Origin of the sequence: Bacillus sp. FSL H8-0534 (assembly GCF_038005885.1) — a bacterium.
In the GTDB taxonomy this organism is placed as follows: domain Bacteria; phylum Bacillota; class Bacilli; order Bacillales; family Bacillaceae_G; genus Bacillus_A; species Bacillus_A pseudomycoides.
On record NZ_JBBOUC010000001.1, the window covers coordinates 2,525,603 to 2,545,606 of the forward strand.

General features: G+C 34.3%; 17 protein-coding genes. 6 read left to right on the forward strand and 11 right to left on the reverse strand.

What is annotated here, in order from left to right; translation table 11 throughout:
- Positions 1 to 4 precede the first annotated feature (4 nt).
- The 11 genes from MHH71_RS12970 to MHH71_RS13020 form a co-directional block, all read right to left on the reverse strand.
- Positions 5 to 1,351 (reverse strand): 2-hydroxycarboxylate transporter family protein, encoded by a 1,347-nt coding sequence (locus MHH71_RS12970; protein ID WP_003194975.1) that lies wholly within the window; start codon positions 1,349 to 1,351, stop codon positions 5 to 7.
- Between the two features lie 122 nt (positions 1,352 to 1,473).
- Positions 1,474 to 2,181 carry a response regulator gene (locus MHH71_RS12975; protein ID WP_018765595.1) on the reverse strand — a complete coding sequence of 236 codons (708 nt, stop codon included), beginning with the start codon at positions 2,179 to 2,181 and terminating at the stop codon, positions 1,474 to 1,476.
- Complete coding sequence (locus tag MHH71_RS12980; RefSeq protein ID WP_003194978.1) at positions 2,178 to 3,785, reverse strand: sensor histidine kinase; 1,608 nt, start codon at positions 3,783 to 3,785, stop codon at positions 2,178 to 2,180. Before MHH71_RS12980 ends, MHH71_RS12975 begins: the two co-directional genes overlap by 4 nt.
- Positions 3,786 to 4,169: 384 nt before the next feature.
- On the reverse strand, positions 4,170 to 4,991 hold the full coding sequence (locus MHH71_RS12985) for a C39 family peptidase (protein ID WP_139358571.1): 822 nt from the start codon (positions 4,989 to 4,991) through the stop codon (positions 4,170 to 4,172).
- Positions 4,992 to 5,012: 21 nt separating this feature from the next.
- Positions 5,013 to 5,798 (reverse strand): hypothetical protein, encoded by a 786-nt coding sequence (locus tag MHH71_RS12990; protein ID WP_050774429.1) that lies wholly within the window; start codon positions 5,796 to 5,798, stop codon positions 5,013 to 5,015.
- A gap of 315 nt (positions 5,799 to 6,113) precedes the next feature.
- On the reverse strand, positions 6,114 to 7,376 hold the full coding sequence (locus tag MHH71_RS12995) for a sensor histidine kinase (RefSeq protein WP_078211675.1): 1,263 nt from the start codon (positions 7,374 to 7,376) through the stop codon (positions 6,114 to 6,116).
- Positions 7,373 to 8,044: a response regulator transcription factor gene (locus tag MHH71_RS13000; RefSeq protein ID WP_006093472.1), complete on the reverse strand. Its 672-nt coding sequence runs from the start codon at positions 8,042 to 8,044 to the stop codon at positions 7,373 to 7,375. Before MHH71_RS13000 ends, MHH71_RS12995 begins: the two co-directional genes overlap by 4 nt.
- Positions 8,045 to 8,652: 608 nt before the next feature.
- A complete protein-coding gene (locus tag MHH71_RS13005) occupies positions 8,653 to 10,029 on the reverse strand; it encodes an ABC transporter substrate-binding protein (RefSeq protein ID WP_006093471.1) in 1,377 nt (458 codons plus the stop codon).
- Between the two features lie 27 nt (positions 10,030 to 10,056).
- Positions 10,057 to 10,878 (reverse strand): carbohydrate ABC transporter permease, encoded by an 822-nt coding sequence (locus MHH71_RS13010; RefSeq protein ID WP_018781900.1) that lies wholly within the window; start codon positions 10,876 to 10,878, stop codon positions 10,057 to 10,059.
- On the reverse strand, positions 10,875 to 11,807 hold the full coding sequence (locus MHH71_RS13015) for a carbohydrate ABC transporter permease (RefSeq protein WP_006093469.1): 933 nt from the start codon (positions 11,805 to 11,807) through the stop codon (positions 10,875 to 10,877). Before MHH71_RS13015 ends, MHH71_RS13010 begins: the two co-directional genes overlap by 4 nt.
- A complete protein-coding gene (locus MHH71_RS13020) occupies positions 11,807 to 12,904 on the reverse strand; it encodes an ABC transporter ATP-binding protein (RefSeq protein WP_006093468.1) in 1,098 nt (365 codons plus the stop codon). The genes MHH71_RS13015 and MHH71_RS13020 overlap by 1 nt, the downstream gene beginning before the upstream one ends.
- Before the next feature lie 639 nt (positions 12,905 to 13,543).
- Here MHH71_RS13020 and MHH71_RS13025 point away from each other — a divergent pair.
- Genes MHH71_RS13025 through MHH71_RS13050 form a run of 6 tightly spaced genes read left to right on the forward strand, consistent with a single transcriptional unit; the run spans position 13,544 to position 19,989 of the window.
- Positions 13,544 to 14,533 carry a beta-ketoacyl-ACP synthase III gene (locus MHH71_RS13025; RefSeq protein WP_006093467.1) on the forward strand — a complete coding sequence of 330 codons (990 nt, stop codon included), beginning with the start codon at positions 13,544 to 13,546 and terminating at the stop codon, positions 14,531 to 14,533.
- The gene (locus tag MHH71_RS13030) at positions 14,523 to 15,686 is read left to right on the forward strand and encodes an ATP-grasp domain-containing protein (protein ID WP_018781898.1); all 1,164 of its coding nucleotides are present in this window, start codon (positions 14,523 to 14,525) and stop codon (positions 15,684 to 15,686) included. Before MHH71_RS13025 ends, MHH71_RS13030 begins: the two co-directional genes overlap by 11 nt.
- Positions 15,683 to 16,669 (forward strand): NAD-dependent epimerase/dehydratase family protein, encoded by a 987-nt coding sequence (locus MHH71_RS13035; protein WP_018765606.1) that lies wholly within the window; start codon positions 15,683 to 15,685, stop codon positions 16,667 to 16,669. Before MHH71_RS13030 ends, MHH71_RS13035 begins: the two co-directional genes overlap by 4 nt.
- Entirely contained in the window at positions 16,666 to 17,517 is an 852-nt protein-coding gene (locus MHH71_RS13040) for an MBL fold metallo-hydrolase (protein WP_018781896.1), read from the forward strand. The genes MHH71_RS13035 and MHH71_RS13040 overlap by 4 nt, the downstream gene beginning before the upstream one ends.
- Entirely contained in the window at positions 17,510 to 18,847 is a 1,338-nt protein-coding gene (locus MHH71_RS13045) for a F390 synthetase-related protein (RefSeq protein WP_033798606.1), read from the forward strand. The genes MHH71_RS13040 and MHH71_RS13045 overlap by 8 nt, the downstream gene beginning before the upstream one ends.
- Entirely contained in the window at positions 18,844 to 19,989 is a 1,146-nt protein-coding gene (locus tag MHH71_RS13050) for a hypothetical protein (protein ID WP_033798605.1), read from the forward strand. Before MHH71_RS13045 ends, MHH71_RS13050 begins: the two co-directional genes overlap by 4 nt.
- Positions 19,990 to 20,004 lie beyond the last annotated feature (15 nt).

Here is a 20,004-nt window from a genome sequence, read left to right on the forward strand (position 1 = left end):
TAATTTACGAAAACATTTTTAATAAAATTGTTGCTGTTACGACCATTGCAGCACCGCCCAAACGCGTGGAAATTTGCGCAAATGGCATTAATTCCATACGATTTGAAGCTGATAAAATCGCAACGTCTCCAGTTCCGCCTAATCCGCTATGGCATCCTGTTACAATCGCAGATTCAACTGGGTACATTTTCATGACTTTCCCAACAAGGAAACCAGTCGTTATCATTGTTAATACTACTGATGCACACACCACAACATATCCAACTGAAAGAACAGCTGCTACATCTTTTAATGGGATATATAACAATCCTAAACCAACCATTAATGGCCACGTTAAGCTTGTCGAAATAAATTTATATAAGTGATATGCACCTTGCTCCATTTTTGCTGGCATTAATTTAAAGTATTTTACAAGTGCTGCTGAAAAGATCATAATGATTGCCCCTGGAATACCAATAAATTTAGAAGCAAATCCACCGAAAATAAAGAACGTACATGCAATTAATAAACCTGCTCCCATTAATGAGAAGTCAATTGGTTTTTCTGTATTTTGTTCTTTTAATAATTCATCTTGATCACCTGTTTTTACCAATGCACCATTACCGCTAAGCTCTGGTTTTTTCTCACCTAAGCGCTTCATATATCCAGCGCTTACAATCGCAAACATATTTCCGATAACCGCTGCTGGCACAAGCTGAGATACAAATGTTGCTGATGATTGATTTAAAATGTCACTGTAAGCTAAGGAAAGTGGTAAAATACCTTCTCCGATACCACCGCTCACAATTGGTACAATGATAAAGAAGAACGTTCGCTTCATTTCAAATCCAAATAATGATCCAACTAATAATCCAACTGCAATAGAAGCAATTGTTCCTACAACTAACGGAATAAACATGCGAACAAACCCTTGTACTAACACTTTACGGTTCATTCCTAAAACACTTCCGACTACTAAACAAGAAATATATAAATATAAAAAGTTCGACTTTTTCATTAGCATCGTCGCTGCTTCCATTGAAGCTGGATTCATCCAATTAAAAAACACTAGTAAAGATGGAATAAATAATGAAAGAATTGCTGGTCCACCAATATTTTTTAAAATCGGAATCCTCATCCCAATATCACCTAAGAAAATCCCCATGATCATAATGACTGCAAATCCACCAATCATATCAGCAGGTAATTTGTTATATACAGATGCTCCATAAATAATAGCTGCTAATACGATATATAACGGTAAAGGTATAACACCAATTTTAATATTCATAATTTTCGAAACAAAAGACTTTTGTTCCACCTCTGTTGTTTCCACGGGTGATACCGCTTCCACTTTTTTTTGAATCCCCATGTAGGCACCTCCTTATATTCTTATCTACAATATTAAAACGCTTTCAATAGTAAAAATAGTTTTTGTAAGTTTTGTAATTAGTTTTGTAATTAAAAAAAGTATAAGCGGCTTATATAAGCCGCTTATACATACAAACGTATTTTGTTTTCATCGATGCATCGTAATTTACTTACTGGTCTCCCCACATGTTGATAAACCATTTCATTTTCTAAAACTCCAATTTCAGTTAAGAACATTACATACTTTCGAATAGACACTCTTGAAATTCCAACTAATTGAGCCATTTCATCTGTTGTAAATGCTTGTCCATGAAGTGATTCTATTTGCTTCCAAATTAACTGTAATGTTTGTCTTGTTAGCCCTTTTGGCAGCTCTTTATTCACATAAGTTTCTACTTTTTCTTTTTGTAAAATCAACGTATCTAATTCAGACTGGCTAATTTTTTGCTGTTCTTTCATAAAGATAAATTTTTCTCGATATGCGGTTAATGCTTCCTTAAACCTTTCAAATGTAAATGGTTTAATTAAATAATCAACAACCCCATATTGAAGTGCTTTTTTAATACTTCCCATATCATGCACAGCTGAAATCATGATAACATCAATTTCTTTTTCTTGATTCCGAATATGCAGTAGCAATTCAAATCCTGTATCAACAGGCATAAAAATATCAAGCAATATGAAATCTATAGACGATTCCTTTAATATCTCTACTGCTTCTTTCACAGAATTAGCTATATGAACAAGTTCAAACCCTCCTACTTGCTCTAAATAATGCTTATTTAACATCGCTACCATTGGATCATCTTCTACAATCAAAACTTTGATCATATCCCTATCTCATCCCTACTTTTGTATGGTATTTCAATGGTTATAGTCGTTCCCTTCCCTAACAAAGACTCTACCTGTATATCCCCATTTATTCGCTTTAAACTATCCTTTACAAGATACAAACCATATCCTCGATTTTCTCCTTTTGAGGAATACCCTTTGACAAATAATTTGTCAATTTCTTCTTGCCGGATTCCAACTCCTGTATCTTTAACTGTGATAATCATCTTATCATGATATTGAATAGAAATATCTACTCGCTTATATTGACAATTTATCACCGCATCTAATGCATTATCAATTAAATTTCCTACAATTGTAATGAGTTCATGAATAATACTTTCATCATATGGCTCTGGTAAGTAAGAATTTTCGCTTACAATGAGTTGTATACTCTTTTCCCTTGCGTAACTAAGTTTACCAAGCATAAATCCTGCAAATACAGGATTTTTTATTTTTCGCATCACACCACCAATTTCATATTGATGCTCCGAGACCATGTTACTAATATAGGTCTCTAATTGTTCATAATGCTTCATATGTGTAAGCCCTAATACAACATGCATCTTATTCATAAACTCATGAGATTGTGCCCTGAGCGCTTCTGCATAAAGTTGAATATCCGTTAATTGTTCTGCTAATTGCCTAATCTCTGTTTTATCACGAAATGTTGCAATAGCACCAACAATTTCTCCTTTAACATATAAAGGAACTCTATTTGTAACAATGGTAATTCCATAAAGATTTTGTTCCTCATACAATTGTGCTTTCCCAGTTTGTAACACTTCTTTTATACATGAGTTGGGCATATACTTCTCAACATCTTTACCAATAAAATCTTCTTCGAGACCACTTTTCTTAAATAACCGTTTCGCTTCGTTATTAATTAAAGTAACTCTCGCATCTTTATCGACAGCAATAATTCCTTCTTTAACAGATTGTAACATCGTATTCCGTTCTTCTAAAATTTTTGCGATTTCGCTAGGTTCAAGATCAAATAAAATTTTCTTAATATGTCTAGCTAATAAAATAGCACCTATAATTCCAACTAAGATTCCAACACCGACACCGATATAAATAATGTATCTACTCTCTTTTATCCTCTCATGCACATTATCAGCTGAAATTCCGACAGCAACAACCCCCATTTGTTCTCTCGTTTCAGAAAAAACAGGTACAAACACTCGCATAGAGATTCCCAATGTTCCTTCTGCCATTGATACATGTTCTTTTCCTTTTAAGGCTATCCCTTCATCTCCCCCTACAAAGTGATGGCCGATTTTTTGAGGATCTGGGTGAGATTTGCGAATGCCATTCATATCCATGACCACGATAAATTGAACATCTGTATTTTTTAACAACCGATTTGTATACGTTTGAATTTCAGATATATCTTTTCTTCCTGCCAAAGCATCAATTACAAGTGGTGAATTTGCTACAATACGCGCGATTGTTTTTGCTTTTTCAGCTTGACTTTCTTCCGTCGTACGTTCGACATTATGACTAATTAATATATCTGTTACAAGTAAAGAAAGTAAAATAACAGTACATACCAGCAACGTAATCGTTTTCCATAAACTTAATAATTTTTTTCTTTTTCTCATCCCTTTATTGTCTCCCTTATTTCTTCTTTACTACACGCGAAATCTATCTTACTTATTCTTTTTTATGAATACAACGTTTTTTAATACAACTGAACTTTAATCATGCCTCAGCAAACGGGATTTTACGAGGATTTTATCTCCCACCTATTTTCTTTGTTTTTACTGAATCTTGAGATGAGAATATTACCGTTCGCAAATGGTAAAATAATAAATGGTAGCGATTTTTGCAAACGAGAAATATTCATCATTGTTTTTCTCTCCTATCTCCCGATGTATAACTAAACAAAAACAAGAGAAATTCAGTATAAAAAATTATGCTGAATTCCTCTTGTTTTTGTTAAATATAATCATCACTTTCTCTTCTTAACTCCATTTCTGTCCCATTCACTTTGAATTTTGCACATAACTAATAGCTTGACTCCCCATCTGTACCCATGCCTGTTCAAAGCTTTCGCGTGGAACACTTACACTTGCAGTATCACTAAGCGGATCATGAATATAAACTAACTCCTTATCATAACCAATAAGAAGAATACAATGTTCATTGTACGTAATAGAGACATTACCTGCATCTGTTTCCCATGTATCAAATTCATTTTCATCCAAAGGAGCATATGTTGCATTTGTAATCATAACAACTGGCTTGCCCTCTTTTACAGTTTTATAAATTTCATTTATATTTTCACCTGTTAAATCAACAACTTGATTTGGTAAGTATTTATTTGCTAACTGAAAAAGCGGTTCATGATACACACCATATCCTGATTCAGAAAAAGTATAAATATTCCCTACAAACCCTTCATGTGGATTACCGCGTACACCATCATTTGAAAAGGCAACTTTCTGTATTTCATCTGCCAGCGTCATCTTACCTACTGAAACACCTGCGTACTGTAACATCATGGCTAAGCTAGTTACTTCGCAGCCTCTATCTAACTCTGGTAACTGCTGGATAAAAGGTACATTTTGCAATAATACTTTTTCTTCATCTGCATTCCCCAGCGTCTTTTTCTTTTTTGCTTGCGCAACTGGAGTGACAAGCTGATTCTTACCGCTTTCCTTTTGAACAAATTTGTTTGAGACGATTCTCTTTACATTTTCTACACGTTTAGTAACAGGCATTATGCCGCTCCGTTTCATATATACACTACAGATAAATATCCCTAATACAATCAAACATATATACACCTTCCACTTTCGCTTCATTCTTCTATCTTCACGTCCTTTTTAATTCGTTAAATACGAATAAAATGCATCCGCATCTGTTTGAACCATAGGTAAAAAGACAAGTTCTTTTCCCTTTTCAGGTTGTTCCTTTTTTATTTTCTCTGTTAACTGTTGAATATTTGTATTTGTACTATCTATGCCAAGCTCGTCTGCAATTTGTATTGCTTTCTGCTCATTTATTTCTCTTAGCACTTGGTAAATATCTTTACCATATAAATCAATATGAAGTTCTTTTGCTTCGGCCTGAATTTTCCCCTCGTATACTTCTTGTGCCAAATCTTCTATACCTTTTCCTTTTTGAGAAATCCCTAGCTGTTTCGCTTCTTCCTTTACTTTCGTTCCATAAATCTCGGTTGCAATCTCTTCTATTTCTTTTCCTTTGGTTGAAACCCCAAGTTTATCTGCTTCATCATTGATCTTGATTGTATTAATTTGATTTATTAAATCCACAATAGATGTATTATCTATTATTATTCCTAAATTCGCTGCTTCTTTTTTTACTTTGGTTTCATAGATTTCTTCTGAAAGAGCCCCCACATCTTTTCCCTCAGTAGGAATCCCTAGCTGTTTTGCTTCCTGATCAACTTCAGTTTCATGAATTTCTTTTTCTACTGTGATTTGTTCTTTACCATCCGTTTCAATTCCTAGTTTTTTTGCTTTTTCCTCTGTATGTGCCACATGTATTTTCCCATCATTTAGTTGTTCTTTACTGCGCTGAACAAAGTCCGTTTTTCCTTTTGACATCATAGAAGAGGATGCGCCTCCCATTACGCTTAAACTCAACATTCCAATAACAAATAATGACACTATCTTTTTCTTTTCCAAATTTCATCTCCCCTTTACATTTCTTACACTGTGATTTTCTTCTGATGCTTCCTCTTCCATTTTCCCCACATTATCGTAAAAGATATGCTCAATTCGGTTCCTATTAAAATTACCCATGAACATAACTATCTAGCTATCCTCAAAAAGAATACAAAGTGATTACTTTTTCTCTCTTTTGTCCTTCTCATTCTGTGTAAACTCTATTATTAAAAATATTTCTTAACTTTCCCTTAACAAAAAGACGACCTTGTAAAAACAAGATCGTCTCCAATTTCTTTATATTCTTTGATTTTTAGGTAAAATCACTTCAAAACAAGTACCTTCATTCATTTTACTCTCTACTTTTATTTTCCCATGATGCTTTTCTACAATCCAGCTGGCAATTGAAAGACCTAAACCAGCACCTTCTGCCTTCGTTCTTGCCTTATCTCCTTGATAAAAACGGTCAAATAACTTTGGAATCTCTTCTTCTTTTATTCCAATTCCATTGTCTTTTACCTGAATCGTAATTGAACTATTGGTTTGCATGCATGCTACTTGAATCGTTCCGCCCACATCAGTATATTTCATCGCATTGTCTAATAAAATTACCACCATTTGATGAATTCGTTCTCTATCACCAATAAAAGATACTTTAGATTCGATTTCCAATGTCATCTTTTTCTCTTGATACGCAGCAATTTCTGTATAAGGATCTACTACTTCCGTTAATAATTCATCTAATGCAAATTCCTTTTTATACATTTCAATTTGATTCGAATCCGAACGAGCTAATAATAATAAATTAGCAACAAGCTTCGATAACCTTCTACACTCCTTTGAAATTGTAGAAATATCAATTGCCTTTTCCTCTATCGTGGCGGAAGGAGACTGAAATAGTACATCCGTTTTAGATTGAATGACCGCTAGTGGTGTTCTTAATTCATGAGATGCATCAGAAACAAACTGTTGTTGCTTTTCCCAAGAATTACGAATTGGTACAAGAGCTTTTCCAGCTAAGAAAAATCCCATCCCAATTGCACATAAACTTCCTATACTGCATCCAACTATAAGAATTAGCAGTAACGTATGCAACATATCCCTTTCTGCTGTTGTATCGCGTACAAATTGAACTGTCATTTGTCCAAATTCAGTATTATGCTGAAAAGCCAACGCTCGAAAACTCTTCCCTTTGATTTCAATATCCTGAAAACCCTCTAATTGTTCTGGGAAAAACGCTAAAGCATTTTCTTCAAAAACAGGATCAACAAATTTAGGATTCTTATCTATTAGGGCTACTTTTTTTCCATGCCATAACAGTACAGTAATCCTCGGATCTCCAATACGAATATCCTTAACGGATCCTTTTGGATTAGACTTAGAATGTTTCTTCTCTTTTGCTTTAAACATTTCTAGCGAATTATCTACTCCACTATAAATACGATTATATGTATAGCCATAGATAATACTCCCTAGAACTCCAATTAATATAATAAACACTAATGAATTTAACACGGTAAGTTGAATGCGGGTTCTTTGAAACATACTCTTATTTTTCATTGTTCTTTTAACATATATCCAATCCCACGAACGGTTTGAATATCTTTTTGATAACCAAATGGCTCCAACTTTTTTCGTAAATGATGAACATACACTTCAACAATGGCTACCGTTGTATCTGAATCGAATCCCCAAACGCGATCAAAGATTTGTTCACGCATTAAAATCTTTCCACTATTTTGAATGAGGTACTCTAAAAGTTCATATTGCTTTAATGTTAATTTAATTGCTTCTCCACCCACTTGAATATCCTTGTCCTTTCCGAACAACTCGATTCCACGGTAGTTAATGGTTTGCTTTGTTGTTAAATTACCACTTCTTCGTAATAAAGCTCGAATTCTCGCTTTCAGCTCGGGAGCTTGAAATGGCTTTATTAAATAATCATCCCCTCCAAAATCTAATCCTTTCACACGGTCTTCCAAAGAATCTTTAGCAGTCAAAAACAAGACAGGTGTTTCAATTTTGTCATTCCGTATTCTTTGAATTACTTCAAAACCATCTATCACCGGTAACATCACATCAAGAAGTATTACATCATAAATATTTTGTAACGCCAAAAATAAACCATCTTCTCCATTCATTGCTGTATCAACTTCAAACTCATCACATAAAATTTGTGTAATTGATTCCAATAAAGGTGCATTATCTTCTACAACTAATAAGCGCATACCACTTTCTCACCTTTCATCAAATATAAAGTGAAACTTTAATCGGTGGTGATTTTCTTCATCCATCACTGATTATTAGTAGCCCGCGAATAGCGGGATAAATAATTACTGTTACCATTTTTCATAATAACAAAAGAGAGCAGCACAACATACTTATCCTTACTTCCAAACGATTTCCAGGCTTGTATCCGAACACTTCACCTTGCCTTGCTTCCTCTAAACCCTACGTACTTATAATAATTATATATCATTGTCTATGTAGACCTGTCATAACATGAATCATTTTCTCGCTCATTTACCATCCGTTTATATATGTACTTTATTATGAAAGCTATTCCTTAACTTTCCCTTAACAAAAGAAGTTTCAAAAAGGAGAATTTGTACCATTACAACACTGTAATCCTCATGTCACCTAATTCGATAGTTACAAGACATGCTACCCGCTATACTTAAAGTAAGAAATGAGACAACAAGCAAAGGAAAGATAAGATAAGATAAGATAAGATAAGATAAGATAAGATAAGATAAGATAAGATAAGATAAGATAAGATAAGATAAGATAAGATAAGATAAGAAAGCCGTATCTTTTTTACAGATACGGCTTTCTTTTATTTTTGATTTGTACGATTCGAAATACTAATTGCCCGATCTGTTGTTTTTGCTGCTTCATCTAATGCTTCTTTACTATTTTTCCCATCATACATTGCTTCTAGCGCTTTTACAACTGCATCGCGGGATTCAGGAAATACACTAATAAGTGCACCTTGTGTTGCAACAGATGGTTTTGTTGCTTGTAACTGTTCTACCGTTACTTTTAACTGTGGATATTTTTCATATTGTTGTTTTACTAAAGGCTCATTATATGCATCTGGGTTAATAGAGAAATAACCTGTTTCCGTATGCCATTTTGCTTGTACATCTGCTTTTGTTAAGTATTTCATAAAGTCCCAAGCACCTTTTTGTGTTTCTTCTGCGACCATATTCGTCATCCATAGTGATGCACCGCCAATAACAACTCCGTTTTGTTTCACATCTTCTGGATATGGGATATATGCTACTCCTACATTAAATTTAGACGAATCAATCACATTACGAACACCTGCTGAAGAATCTAAATACATCGCAACTTGTCCAGATTGGAATGCGGCACGAACATCATCCCAACTCGCCCCATACTTTCCTAATGTACCAGCTTTATTCAGTTCATCTAATAAGCCAAATACTTTTTGTCCTTCTTTTCCGTTAAATACAGCTTTTTCCGCTGCACCTTTACGCCCATTTTCTTTATCAACATATAACCCACCTTGTGTTGCCAAAAGCTCTTCAAAGAACCATCCGTAATTTAACATTGAAAAACCGTACTGTTTTACGCTTTCGCCTTCTTTAACAGTTAATTTTTTTGCTGCTTCTTTTAATTCAGCGTATGTTTTCGGTGCTTTTTCCGGATCGAGCCCCGCTTTTGTAAAGGCATCTTTATTATAAATTAATACTGGTGTAGATGAATTAAATGGCATGGAATACATTTTCCCATCAACTGAATAGTAATTCGTAATCGCTTTTTCTAATTTCGATGTATCATATTTATCCTTTTTAATCCAGCTATCAATCGGTGTAATCTTTTTACTATCAATCATATATTTCGTTGTAATTTCGCTAGATTGAACGAGAGCTGGTGATTCTTTTGAAGCTGTTATATTTTTAAACTTCGTTAAAGATTCTTCATAGGAACCTTGAAATTCAGCTTTCACCTCATATTTATTTTGTGACTTATTATAATCTGCAACAATTCCATCTAACACACCTTGCGTTTTTCCACCCATTGCATGCCAAAAGCGAATAACTGTTTTATCTCCATTCTTTTCTGCGGGAGCTACTTTTTCCTTTGCTTCAGATTTCCCCTCTGTTTTACTACTTGAACAAGCTGCAGCTGATAAAGCCATCGTTGCTGCCATTATAATAACAGCACCTTTTTTCCAAAATCTCATCTCAATCCCACCTTTTCATATGTATGTTTATTTAATTGCCCCTTTTGTTAAACCTTGTTGCAACTGCTTCTGACCTAAAAATAATAAAATTAAAGTCGGAATCACAATAACTGTAACTCCTGCCATCACACTGCCCCAATCTGTTGCAACTTCCTGAGATTGAAGTTGTTTCACCCCAATTTGTACGGTTCTAATTTTCTCATCATTCGTAACTAGAAGAGGCCATAAATACATATTCCATGTTGTTAAAAAGCTATATACACCTAGTGTTATAAAACTTGTTTTACAATAAGGAATGACAACACGGAATAAAAACTTCACATGGCCAATCCCCTCGATAAAGGCAGCTTCTTTTAACTCATTTGGAAGCGTCATAAAATGCTGACGTAATAAAAAGATTCCAAAAGCAGTTGCAAAGAACGGAACCGTCATTCCAGTAAATGTGTTAATCCATCCAAATTGTTGTACCGTTAAAAAGTTCGGTACCATCGTTGCTTCCCATGGGATAAGCATCGTTGAAATAAACAGAAAGAAAATAAAATTTCGTCCTTTAAAATTTAAAAATACAAATGCATAAGCAGCTAAACTTGATACAACAAGCTGCCCAATCATCACTGCTGTTGAAACTATAAAACTATTGTATAAATAAGAAAACAGCGGTACTTTCTGAAAAATATGCACAAAATTATCGAATGTAAATTGTGTCGGGAACACCCTTCTCATTTGAATGTCTTCTGGCGTCATGAACCCTAGCAAAAATGCGTATAGAACTGGAAAAAAGACCATCACTGCGCTTATGGTAAGCAGTATGTATAAAAGAATATGTTGTTTCCACTTATTCGTAATCATTTATAATGCACCTTTCTCTCTGCAAACTTAAATTGAAGTAATGTGGCAAGAAAAATGAAAATAAATAATACCATTGCCTGTGCACTCGCTGTACCAAATTGATGATTCGCAAAAGCTTCTTTATAAATAGAGTACACAATTAAGTTTGTTGCATCGTTCGGTCCACCGTGCGTTAAAATATCAATCTGTCCAAAGCTTTGAAATGCACTAATTAAAGTAACTGTTATAATAAAAAATAATGTAGGAGATAGCATCGGTAATGTAACGCGCCGAAGTTTATGTAAATAGCTAGCACCATCAATAGATGCACTCTCGTATAGAGTCGTATCAATATTTTGCAAACCACCTAATATAACTAAAAATGCAAACCCCGTATTTCCCCAAACTGTTGTAACTGATACAGAAAATAATGCCCAATCTGGACTTGTTAGCCATGCAATTGCAGGAAGATTCATCGAACCAAGTATATTATTGAATAAACCGACACTCGGATGGAATAAAAATAACCAGATTACTGCGCTAGCTGCTACTGAAATTCCCATTGTTGAAGAGAATAAAACTCGAAACAAGCCTATTCCTTTTATTTTTTCGTTTGCAATTAAGGCAAGAAACAGTGCAAACAAAATACTAGTTGGAACTGTATATAATACAAAGAGTAAAGTAGATTTTATGCTTTTATAAAAAGTTGGATCAGACAATAAATATTGATAGTTTTCCAGTCCTACGAAAAGATTTGCCTCACCATGAACATCTGTTAAATAAAAACTATAATAGATAGTACGAAATAATGGATAAAACAAAAAAATTGTAAATAATATGATGGAAGGTGCTAAAAATAACAAGCCTGTGCGCAAATCTTTCGTACGGCCCCAGAATGCCTTTTTTCTTGAAACTTCTGTTTGAACAGGTGAATTTTCTACCTCAATCATTATTTCGCCACCGCCTTCAACTCTTCTTCGGCAACGAATCGAATCCTTTCATTTGTATCGTTATGAAAGAAACATAGTTTCTGTACTGGAAATTGCAATGTAACTTTATCACCTTTTTTCAAAATAAGTTGTCCGATTACTTTTGCACTCCATGTTTTTTCATTTACTATAAAATTTAAAATTGTTTCATTTCCTAATACTTCTACAGATTGCAGTGTAACTTCTTGGCCATCTTCAGCTAATACGATGTGTTCTGGACGAATTCCTAAGCGCACCTTTTGTTCTGAAAACTGTTGTAAATGCCCCGAAGACAACGGGATTTGTAATCCATCAACATGTAATCCCCCCATACCTTTACCTACGATTCCATTACCAATATTCATGGATGGTGAACCGATAAAGCCTGCAACAAATTCATTTGCAGGATAGTTATATATATCGAGCGGTGTGCCTACCTGTTGTATACTCCCTTTGTTTAACACCATAATGCGATCCCCCATTGTCATTGCCTCAATTTGATCATGGGTCACATAAATCATCGTAATACCTAGTCGCTGCTGGATCTCTCTAATTTCAATGCGCATTTGTGCACGCAACTTTGCATCCAAGTTAGAAAGGGGTTCATCCATTAAACAAATTGGCGCTTGACTTACAATTGCTCGCGCCAGTGCAACACGTTGTCTTTGTCCACCTGATAATTGACCTGGTTTCGACTTTGTATATTCCGTAAGCCCTACCATTTCTACTGCTTCTATCAATCGTTTTTGTCGTTCCTCTTTTGGAATTTTCCGTATTTTCAATCCAAATAAAATATTTTCTTCTACCGTCAAATGTGGATATAAAGCATAATTTTGAAATACCATTGATAGATTTCGATTTTTCGGTTCTAAATCATTTGCAACATTTTCATTAATAAGTAACGCCCCAGAAGTAATTTCTTCTAAACCTGCAATCATTCGCAATAATGTACTTTTCCCACACCCAGAAGGACCAACTAGAACAAAAAATTCACCTTTTTGAATCTGCACCGACACATTTTCAACTGCTATTTCCTTTGAATTCTTATAAACTTTTGACACATCTCTTAATTCAATCATCAGTTTGCACTCCTTTTTTGTTCTTGTAACCATACTTCACAACGGCTTATTGAAATCTGCTTTACCTGTAATCTCCGCCTCTTCTTACGTTTGAATGAAGCTTCCTGCAATAATAGGAAAAAACACCTTCTCTACTAGTTACTTTATAAAGGAAAGGTTCCTGAAATATTGATTTCCCTCAGCTTTTTACGTATTTCTAATATGCATGTAGGCAAATTTAAAACACCAATCTACATAGAACAACCTTCTTCTCGCTTAACCCCTATAAACTAGAGTAAATGTAAGAAATATAAATAGATTGTTATATGTAAGCGGGTGTTCTCAAATGTTCTCTACCCTAGTTACGTTGTTACCTTTACTATATTACTTATTTATTAAGTTAGTTTTGATGATTTGTTAACAAGATGTTAATCACATGTTAATATTTTTTTGTTTTTTTTTACAATTTTCACCACATTAATTATTTATTTCTCACTATAAAGTTAGTTATTTCTTTTCTTACAGCGACACAAATTAAATAGAAATAATTTATAAAAATACTAAATTTCCTAAAAATACTTTTTTCCATATTTTTTCTATAATAGTATATAATATGATAGAATTTTATAAATTTATGAAAAGATTAAGAGGCGATATGGGATGAAAAGGTATATTAAAATAAAAGGTATTGGTGTATATGTTCCAAAACGAAAAGTAGATTCTTTTGAAATAGATCGTATGTTAGGAGTCTCTGAAGGCTGGACTTTAAAAAAGGCTGGAGTGAAAACGAGATACTTTGTCGATGAGGAAACTTCTTCTTATATGGGAGCTGAAGCTGCAAAAAAAGCTGTAGCAGATGCGAATTTAACATGGAAAGATATCGATTGTATCATCTGCGGAAGCGGAACAATCCAGCAGGCAATTCCTTCTACTGCATCACTTATTCAAGAACAACTTGGGCTACAGCATTCTGGTATTCCATGTTTTGATATTAACTCAACATGCTTAAGTTTCGTAACAGCACTTGATACAATTTCTTACGCAATTGAATGCGGGAGATACAAAAATGTGGTTATCATTTCTTCTGAAATTTCTTCTGTAGGATTAAATTGGGGACAAAATGAAAGCAGCATTTTATTCGGCGATGGCGCAGCGGCCGTTGTTGTAACCCAAAGTGATCACACTTCTTCCATTATAGCTTCTCATATGGAAACGTATAGCTCTGGCGCACATCTATCGGAAATTCGCGGCGGGGGAACGATGATTCATCCTAGAGAATATAGCGAAGAACGAAAAGAGGATTTCTTATTCGATATGAATGGCAGAGCTATTTTCAAGTTGTCCTCTAAATATATGTTAGATTTTATCGAAAAACTACTTATGCATACAGGTTATTCGTTAAATGATATCAATTTAATTGTTCCACACCAAGCAAGTGGACCAGCTATGAAACTAATTCGTAAAAAGCTAGGCGTCGATGAGGATCGCTTTATGACTATTTTTGAAGACTATGGGAATATGATTTCTGCATCCATTCCGTTCGCTCTTTTCGAAGCAATTAAACAAAAGAAAGTGCAACGTGGAGATAAAATATTATTACTAGGTACTTCTGCTGGGCTTTCTATCGGAGGCATTCTCCTTGAGTACTAAGAAAACAGTATTAATTACTGGCGCACGCGCACCAGCAGCATTGCATTTATGCAGGCTGCTTAAGAAAAACGGACATACCGTCATTATTGCAGATAGTATTCCTTATCCATTAAGCAAAGTTTCAACGAGCACTGATTATTTTTATGAAATTCCTTCTCCAAAATGGAAAACAGATGAATGTATCTCTGCACTACAATTAATTATTCAAAGTCATGATGTAGATTTACTTATTCCTACTTGTGAAGAAATATTTTATATATCCAGACATAAAGAGAAATTAAGCCGATTTTGTCATATATTTGTAGACGAATTTCAGAAACTTGCATTACTTCATAATAAGTGGGAATTTATTCAGTTAGTAACGAAATTAGGTTGGCAAGTTCCTGCAACATATAGAACAAATAACGAACAGATCATACAGGAAATGATTCAGCAAACATCACCCGCCACTCCTTTTGTGTTAAAACCTATTTTCTCTCGTTTTTCTGACAAAGTAACGTTTATTACAAAAGAAGATATTGAAAAAGGCATCACGATGGACAAGCAAAATTATATCATTCAAGAGTTTATAAAAGGAACGCAGCATTGCTCCTACAGTATTGTACAATCTGGGAAGGTATTAGCTCACTCTGTTTACAAAACGGAATTCACGGCGGGTTTAGGTGCTACTATTGCTTTCGAGCATATTAACCATCCAAAAATTGACCAATTTGTTGAACATATCGTAAAGGAGCTAAATTTCTCTGGGCAAATCGCCTTTGATTTTATCATTACAGAAGATGGAGACGCTATTCCGATTGAATGTAATCCACGTACCACAAGTGGATTACATTTATTCGACGAAGAAGTAGTATCCGCTTTTTTTGCTAAAAAGGTGAACAATATGCGCATTCCTAAGCACAACTCCCAATGTGCAATTCGATTAGCAATACTTTTATACGGAACTCCTTACTTAAAAAGCAAACAAACACGTAAACGATGGTGGAAAGTCCTATGTTCCTATCCAGATATTATTTATAGTCGCTCTGATAAAAAAACATTTTTTTATCAGTTTTATAGCATGTATAAATTATGGAATGAAAGCTATAAACATGGACGGACTATTTTGGAGCAAACAACATATGACATATCATGGGACGGTGAAAATTTATGAAAACGCTAGTAACTGGAGGAACTGGTTTTCTGGGACAAAAACTTGCTTTTCGATTAGCGAGTATGGGTTATGAAGTAACAGCAACCGGGAGAAATAAGACAATCGGAAAATTATTAGAGCGAAATGGAATTGAGTTTGTCTATTGCCCTCTTGAAGACAGGCATAGTGTTCTACAAGTCTGTAAAGATAAAGACTATATCTTTCATAGCGGTGCCCTTTCTTCTCCTTGGGGCAAATATAAAGATTTTTACAATGCGAATGTATTAGGAACAAAGCATATTATCGAAGGAAGTCAAAAATCTGGTATAAAACGCCTCATCCATGTATCAACACCGAGTATTTATTTCTATTATGATGAACGACAAGATGTAGTAGAAAATGCGAAACTTCCTGATACATTTGTAAACCATTATGCGAAAACAAAGTACTTAGCTGAGCAATCTATTGATCAAGCATTCAATCATGGTTTACCTGTTATCACGATACGCCCACGTGCTTTATTTGGTCCAGGAGATAACGCCATTCTCCCGCGCCTTATTAAAGTATGTGAAAAAGGCGCTCTACCAAGAATCGGTACAGAAGATGTACTCGTCGATATTACCTATATCGATAATGTTGTAGATGCCTTACTTCTTTGTATGCATTCACCTAAACATACATTAGGTCAAAAATATAATATAACAAATGGTGAACGTGTAAATTTATATGAAGTAATTGAGAATGTGATGAAACGCCTTGGTAAAGAGGTTCAATATAAAAAGATTTCCTACAAAGCCGCTTTTACAATTGCCGCTATACTAGAAGGTATTTCAAAAACCATTTTACTTGGAAAAGAACCTATTCTCACAAAATATACAGTTAGTGTACTTTCAAAAAGTCAGACTTTAAGCATTGATAAAGCTCAAAAAGAACTAGGCTATGCTCCGAATATCAGCATAGAAGAAGGAATCACAAAATTTGTAGAATGGTGGAAAACACAATGAAAATCAAATCCTTAAAGCTATACGATACAGGATATTGTACACACCCTGAAAAAGTTGCATATTCCAAGGGGAGTTGGAGGCAAATTCGATTTCCAGCTACAGTGGGGTTACTTCAACATCCAAGCTTAGGTTATATCTTGTTTGATACCGGATATGCTCAGCACTTTAAAGAAGCAACAAGAAAATTTCCTTACTCTGTATACGCTAAACTTACCCCTGTTCATTTTACAGAGGAGCAATCTATTAAACAGCAACTACTTCTTGATGGCATCCAGCCAGAAGAAATTAAATATATTATTCTTTCTCACTTTCACGGTGACCATACAGCAGGGCTACCTGACTTTCCGAAAGCAAAAATACTAACCTTCGCGAAAGCTTATGAAGATATAAAAAAGAGAAGTAAATTTGGTGCTCTATTAAAAGGCTGCTTAAAAGACACATTACCAATTGATTTAGAACAACGGCTGACATTCATTGATCAAATCCCATCATCAAGCTTACCTCCTACATATGGAAAATTTGAAGAGGCTTATGACGTGTTTGGTGATGGTTCATTGCTCGCTGTTGATTTAACGGGACATGCAATTGGACAATTTGGTGTATTCGTCCATTTACATAGTAATAAAATTGTTTTTCTTTGTGCAGATGCAGTGTGGCTAAGTAAAACGTATGAAAACCTTGTATTTCCAAGTAAGATCGCTAATCTTTTAACTGGGGATGCAAAATCTTATCGTCTCAACATTGAAAAATTACATCATTTATCGCAAATATCACCTGAAATTGAAATTCTTCCAACTCATTGCGAACGCACATGGAATCAAATTAAAGCAGGGGTGTACTATGAATAAATTACGAATTCTCCAGCAATATTTGAAAACAAAATATCGCTTACGATTTTCAACTCGCGAACAATTGGAACAATTTCATAAACAACAAATAAAAAAACAACTTTTGTTCACTGTAGAGATGTCCCCTTTCTATCGCCAGTTATATACACCTTTTTCAAAAGAAATCGAAAAAGGGAACTTGGCTGCACTCCCTATCATTAATAAAGAGGTAATGATGGGAAATTTTGATACATTAAATACAGTTTCTATTTCAAAGAAAGAAGCCTTTCATGTAGCATTTGAGGCTGAAAAGACCCGGAATTTTTCTCCGACTATTCGTAATATAACTGTTGGGCTATCATCAGGCACTAGTGGAAATCGCGGAGTTTTTCTCGTTTCTGAGGAAGAACAAACGATGTGGGCTGGTTCTATTATCGGTAAAGTACTCCCTTCTAGCATTCTACATAAACACACTATCGCTTTTTTCCTACGAGCGAACAGCAATTTATATGAAGCGACAAAAAATAAGCGAATCTCATTTCATTTTTTTGATTTACTAGATTCGTTTCAGCAACATATCGCTCGACTAAATGAAGTAAATCCATCTATTTTAATTGCACCTCCTTCTATGTTGCGAAAAATCGCTCATTGGCAACAAGAAGGACTTATTATGATTTGTCCAAAAAAAATTATCTCTGTAGCAGAAGTACTTGAAGATATTGATAGAGAGTTTATCAGTACAATTTTTCAACAAACAGTACACCAAATTTACCAATGTACAGAAGGCTTTCTTGCTACAACATGTAAACATGGTACATTACATATCAATGAAGACCTCGTTCATATTGAAAAAGAATACCTAGATCAGGAAAGAGGGATATTCGTTCCTATTATTACTGATTTCATGAGGAAAACACAGCCTATAATCCGCTACCGTCTCAATGACATATTAATTGAGAAAAAAACAACATGCGCCTGCGGCTCTCCCTTCTTAGCATTAGAACGAATTGATGGTCGATGTGATGATATATTTATTGGGATAAGTGAATTGGATAAGAGTGAGATATCTATTTTTCCTGATTTCATTCGAAGAGCAATTATGCTTGCATCTAATGAAATTCAAGAATTTAAAGTGATTCAGCATAGCACAGACAAAATTGAGATTAAACTTAAAGTACCACCTGAACATTTCAAATCATGTAAATCTATCGTAATACAGGAGCTACATACACTATGGGCCACTAAAAAATGTGTTGCACCACACTTTTTCTTTTCACATTATGATATTCAGTTATATGATAAAAAACTAAAAAGAATAGAAAACCTTATAAAGCATGGTGAGAATATATGATTAAGCTACATGATATTCATTCTCTATACAGCATCGACTGGACCACAAAACGAGATGGAGCATATGTAAGAGACAGCTTCCTACCACTCTTACAAAATGGCATTACAGCATTTATTGAAAATGTTAATACTCAACTTTTTCTATTAGAAATTGACGATCTTGTATTACCAGTTACTGTTAATCATGAGGAGTTTGAAAATTCATATGTATGTTCTCCTTATACACATTACATATCCTATGCGCTAGAAGAGTTATGGGAATTAAAAAAACCGTGGTTAGAGAAGTTACTAACCTATCCGATTCATCTTATCGGAAGCTGGCTACGACGAACGAATATTAATAAAGTAATTATAGTAAATAATTGGATGCTATCAACAAACCTTTACCATTCTATCAATAAACAACAAATCGAACAGATTACGAATTTACTTGTTGAGAAATTTACAGAGCATACAATTTTATTCCGTTCTTTAAATAGCGAATTATACCCTACAATTACACAAGCATTGTCTACTGTAGGTTACAATAAAATTATGTCTCGTTCTGTATATTTATTTAATCCAAAAGACTATAAAAAAATGAACCGAAAAGCACGAAAAGACTTATTAAATGATAAAAGTTTATTAAAGAAAAGTAATTATGAAATAATTACGAATGAGGAGTTAACAAAAGAGGATATTTTACAGATTTCCGAGTTATACAATCAACTATATATCGAGAAATATTCCGATCATAATCCAATGTTTACACCAGCCTATTTATGTAATGCACTTCAGCATCATTTATTTGAGATAAAAGTTATAAAAAAAGAGGGGATAATTGATGGTGTCATTGCTTACTTTATTAGAGATGGAGTTATGACAACTCCTATACTTGGATATGATACAAACTCTGATCAGCAACAAGGCTTATATCGCATTCTTTCCCTCCTTATTACAATGGATTCTATCGAAAAAAATTTAATTTGTCATTGTAGCGCTGGGGCTGGAGAGTTCAAACGAAATCGTGGTGCAAAACAGCAGATTGAATACAGCTATATATATAATGACCATTTGCCACATAAACAACAAAAAGTCTGGAGAATCTTAAGTTGGATATTAAATACATGTATAGAACCGATGGCAAAAAAACATCGCTTTTAAATAAAAAAGAGATAA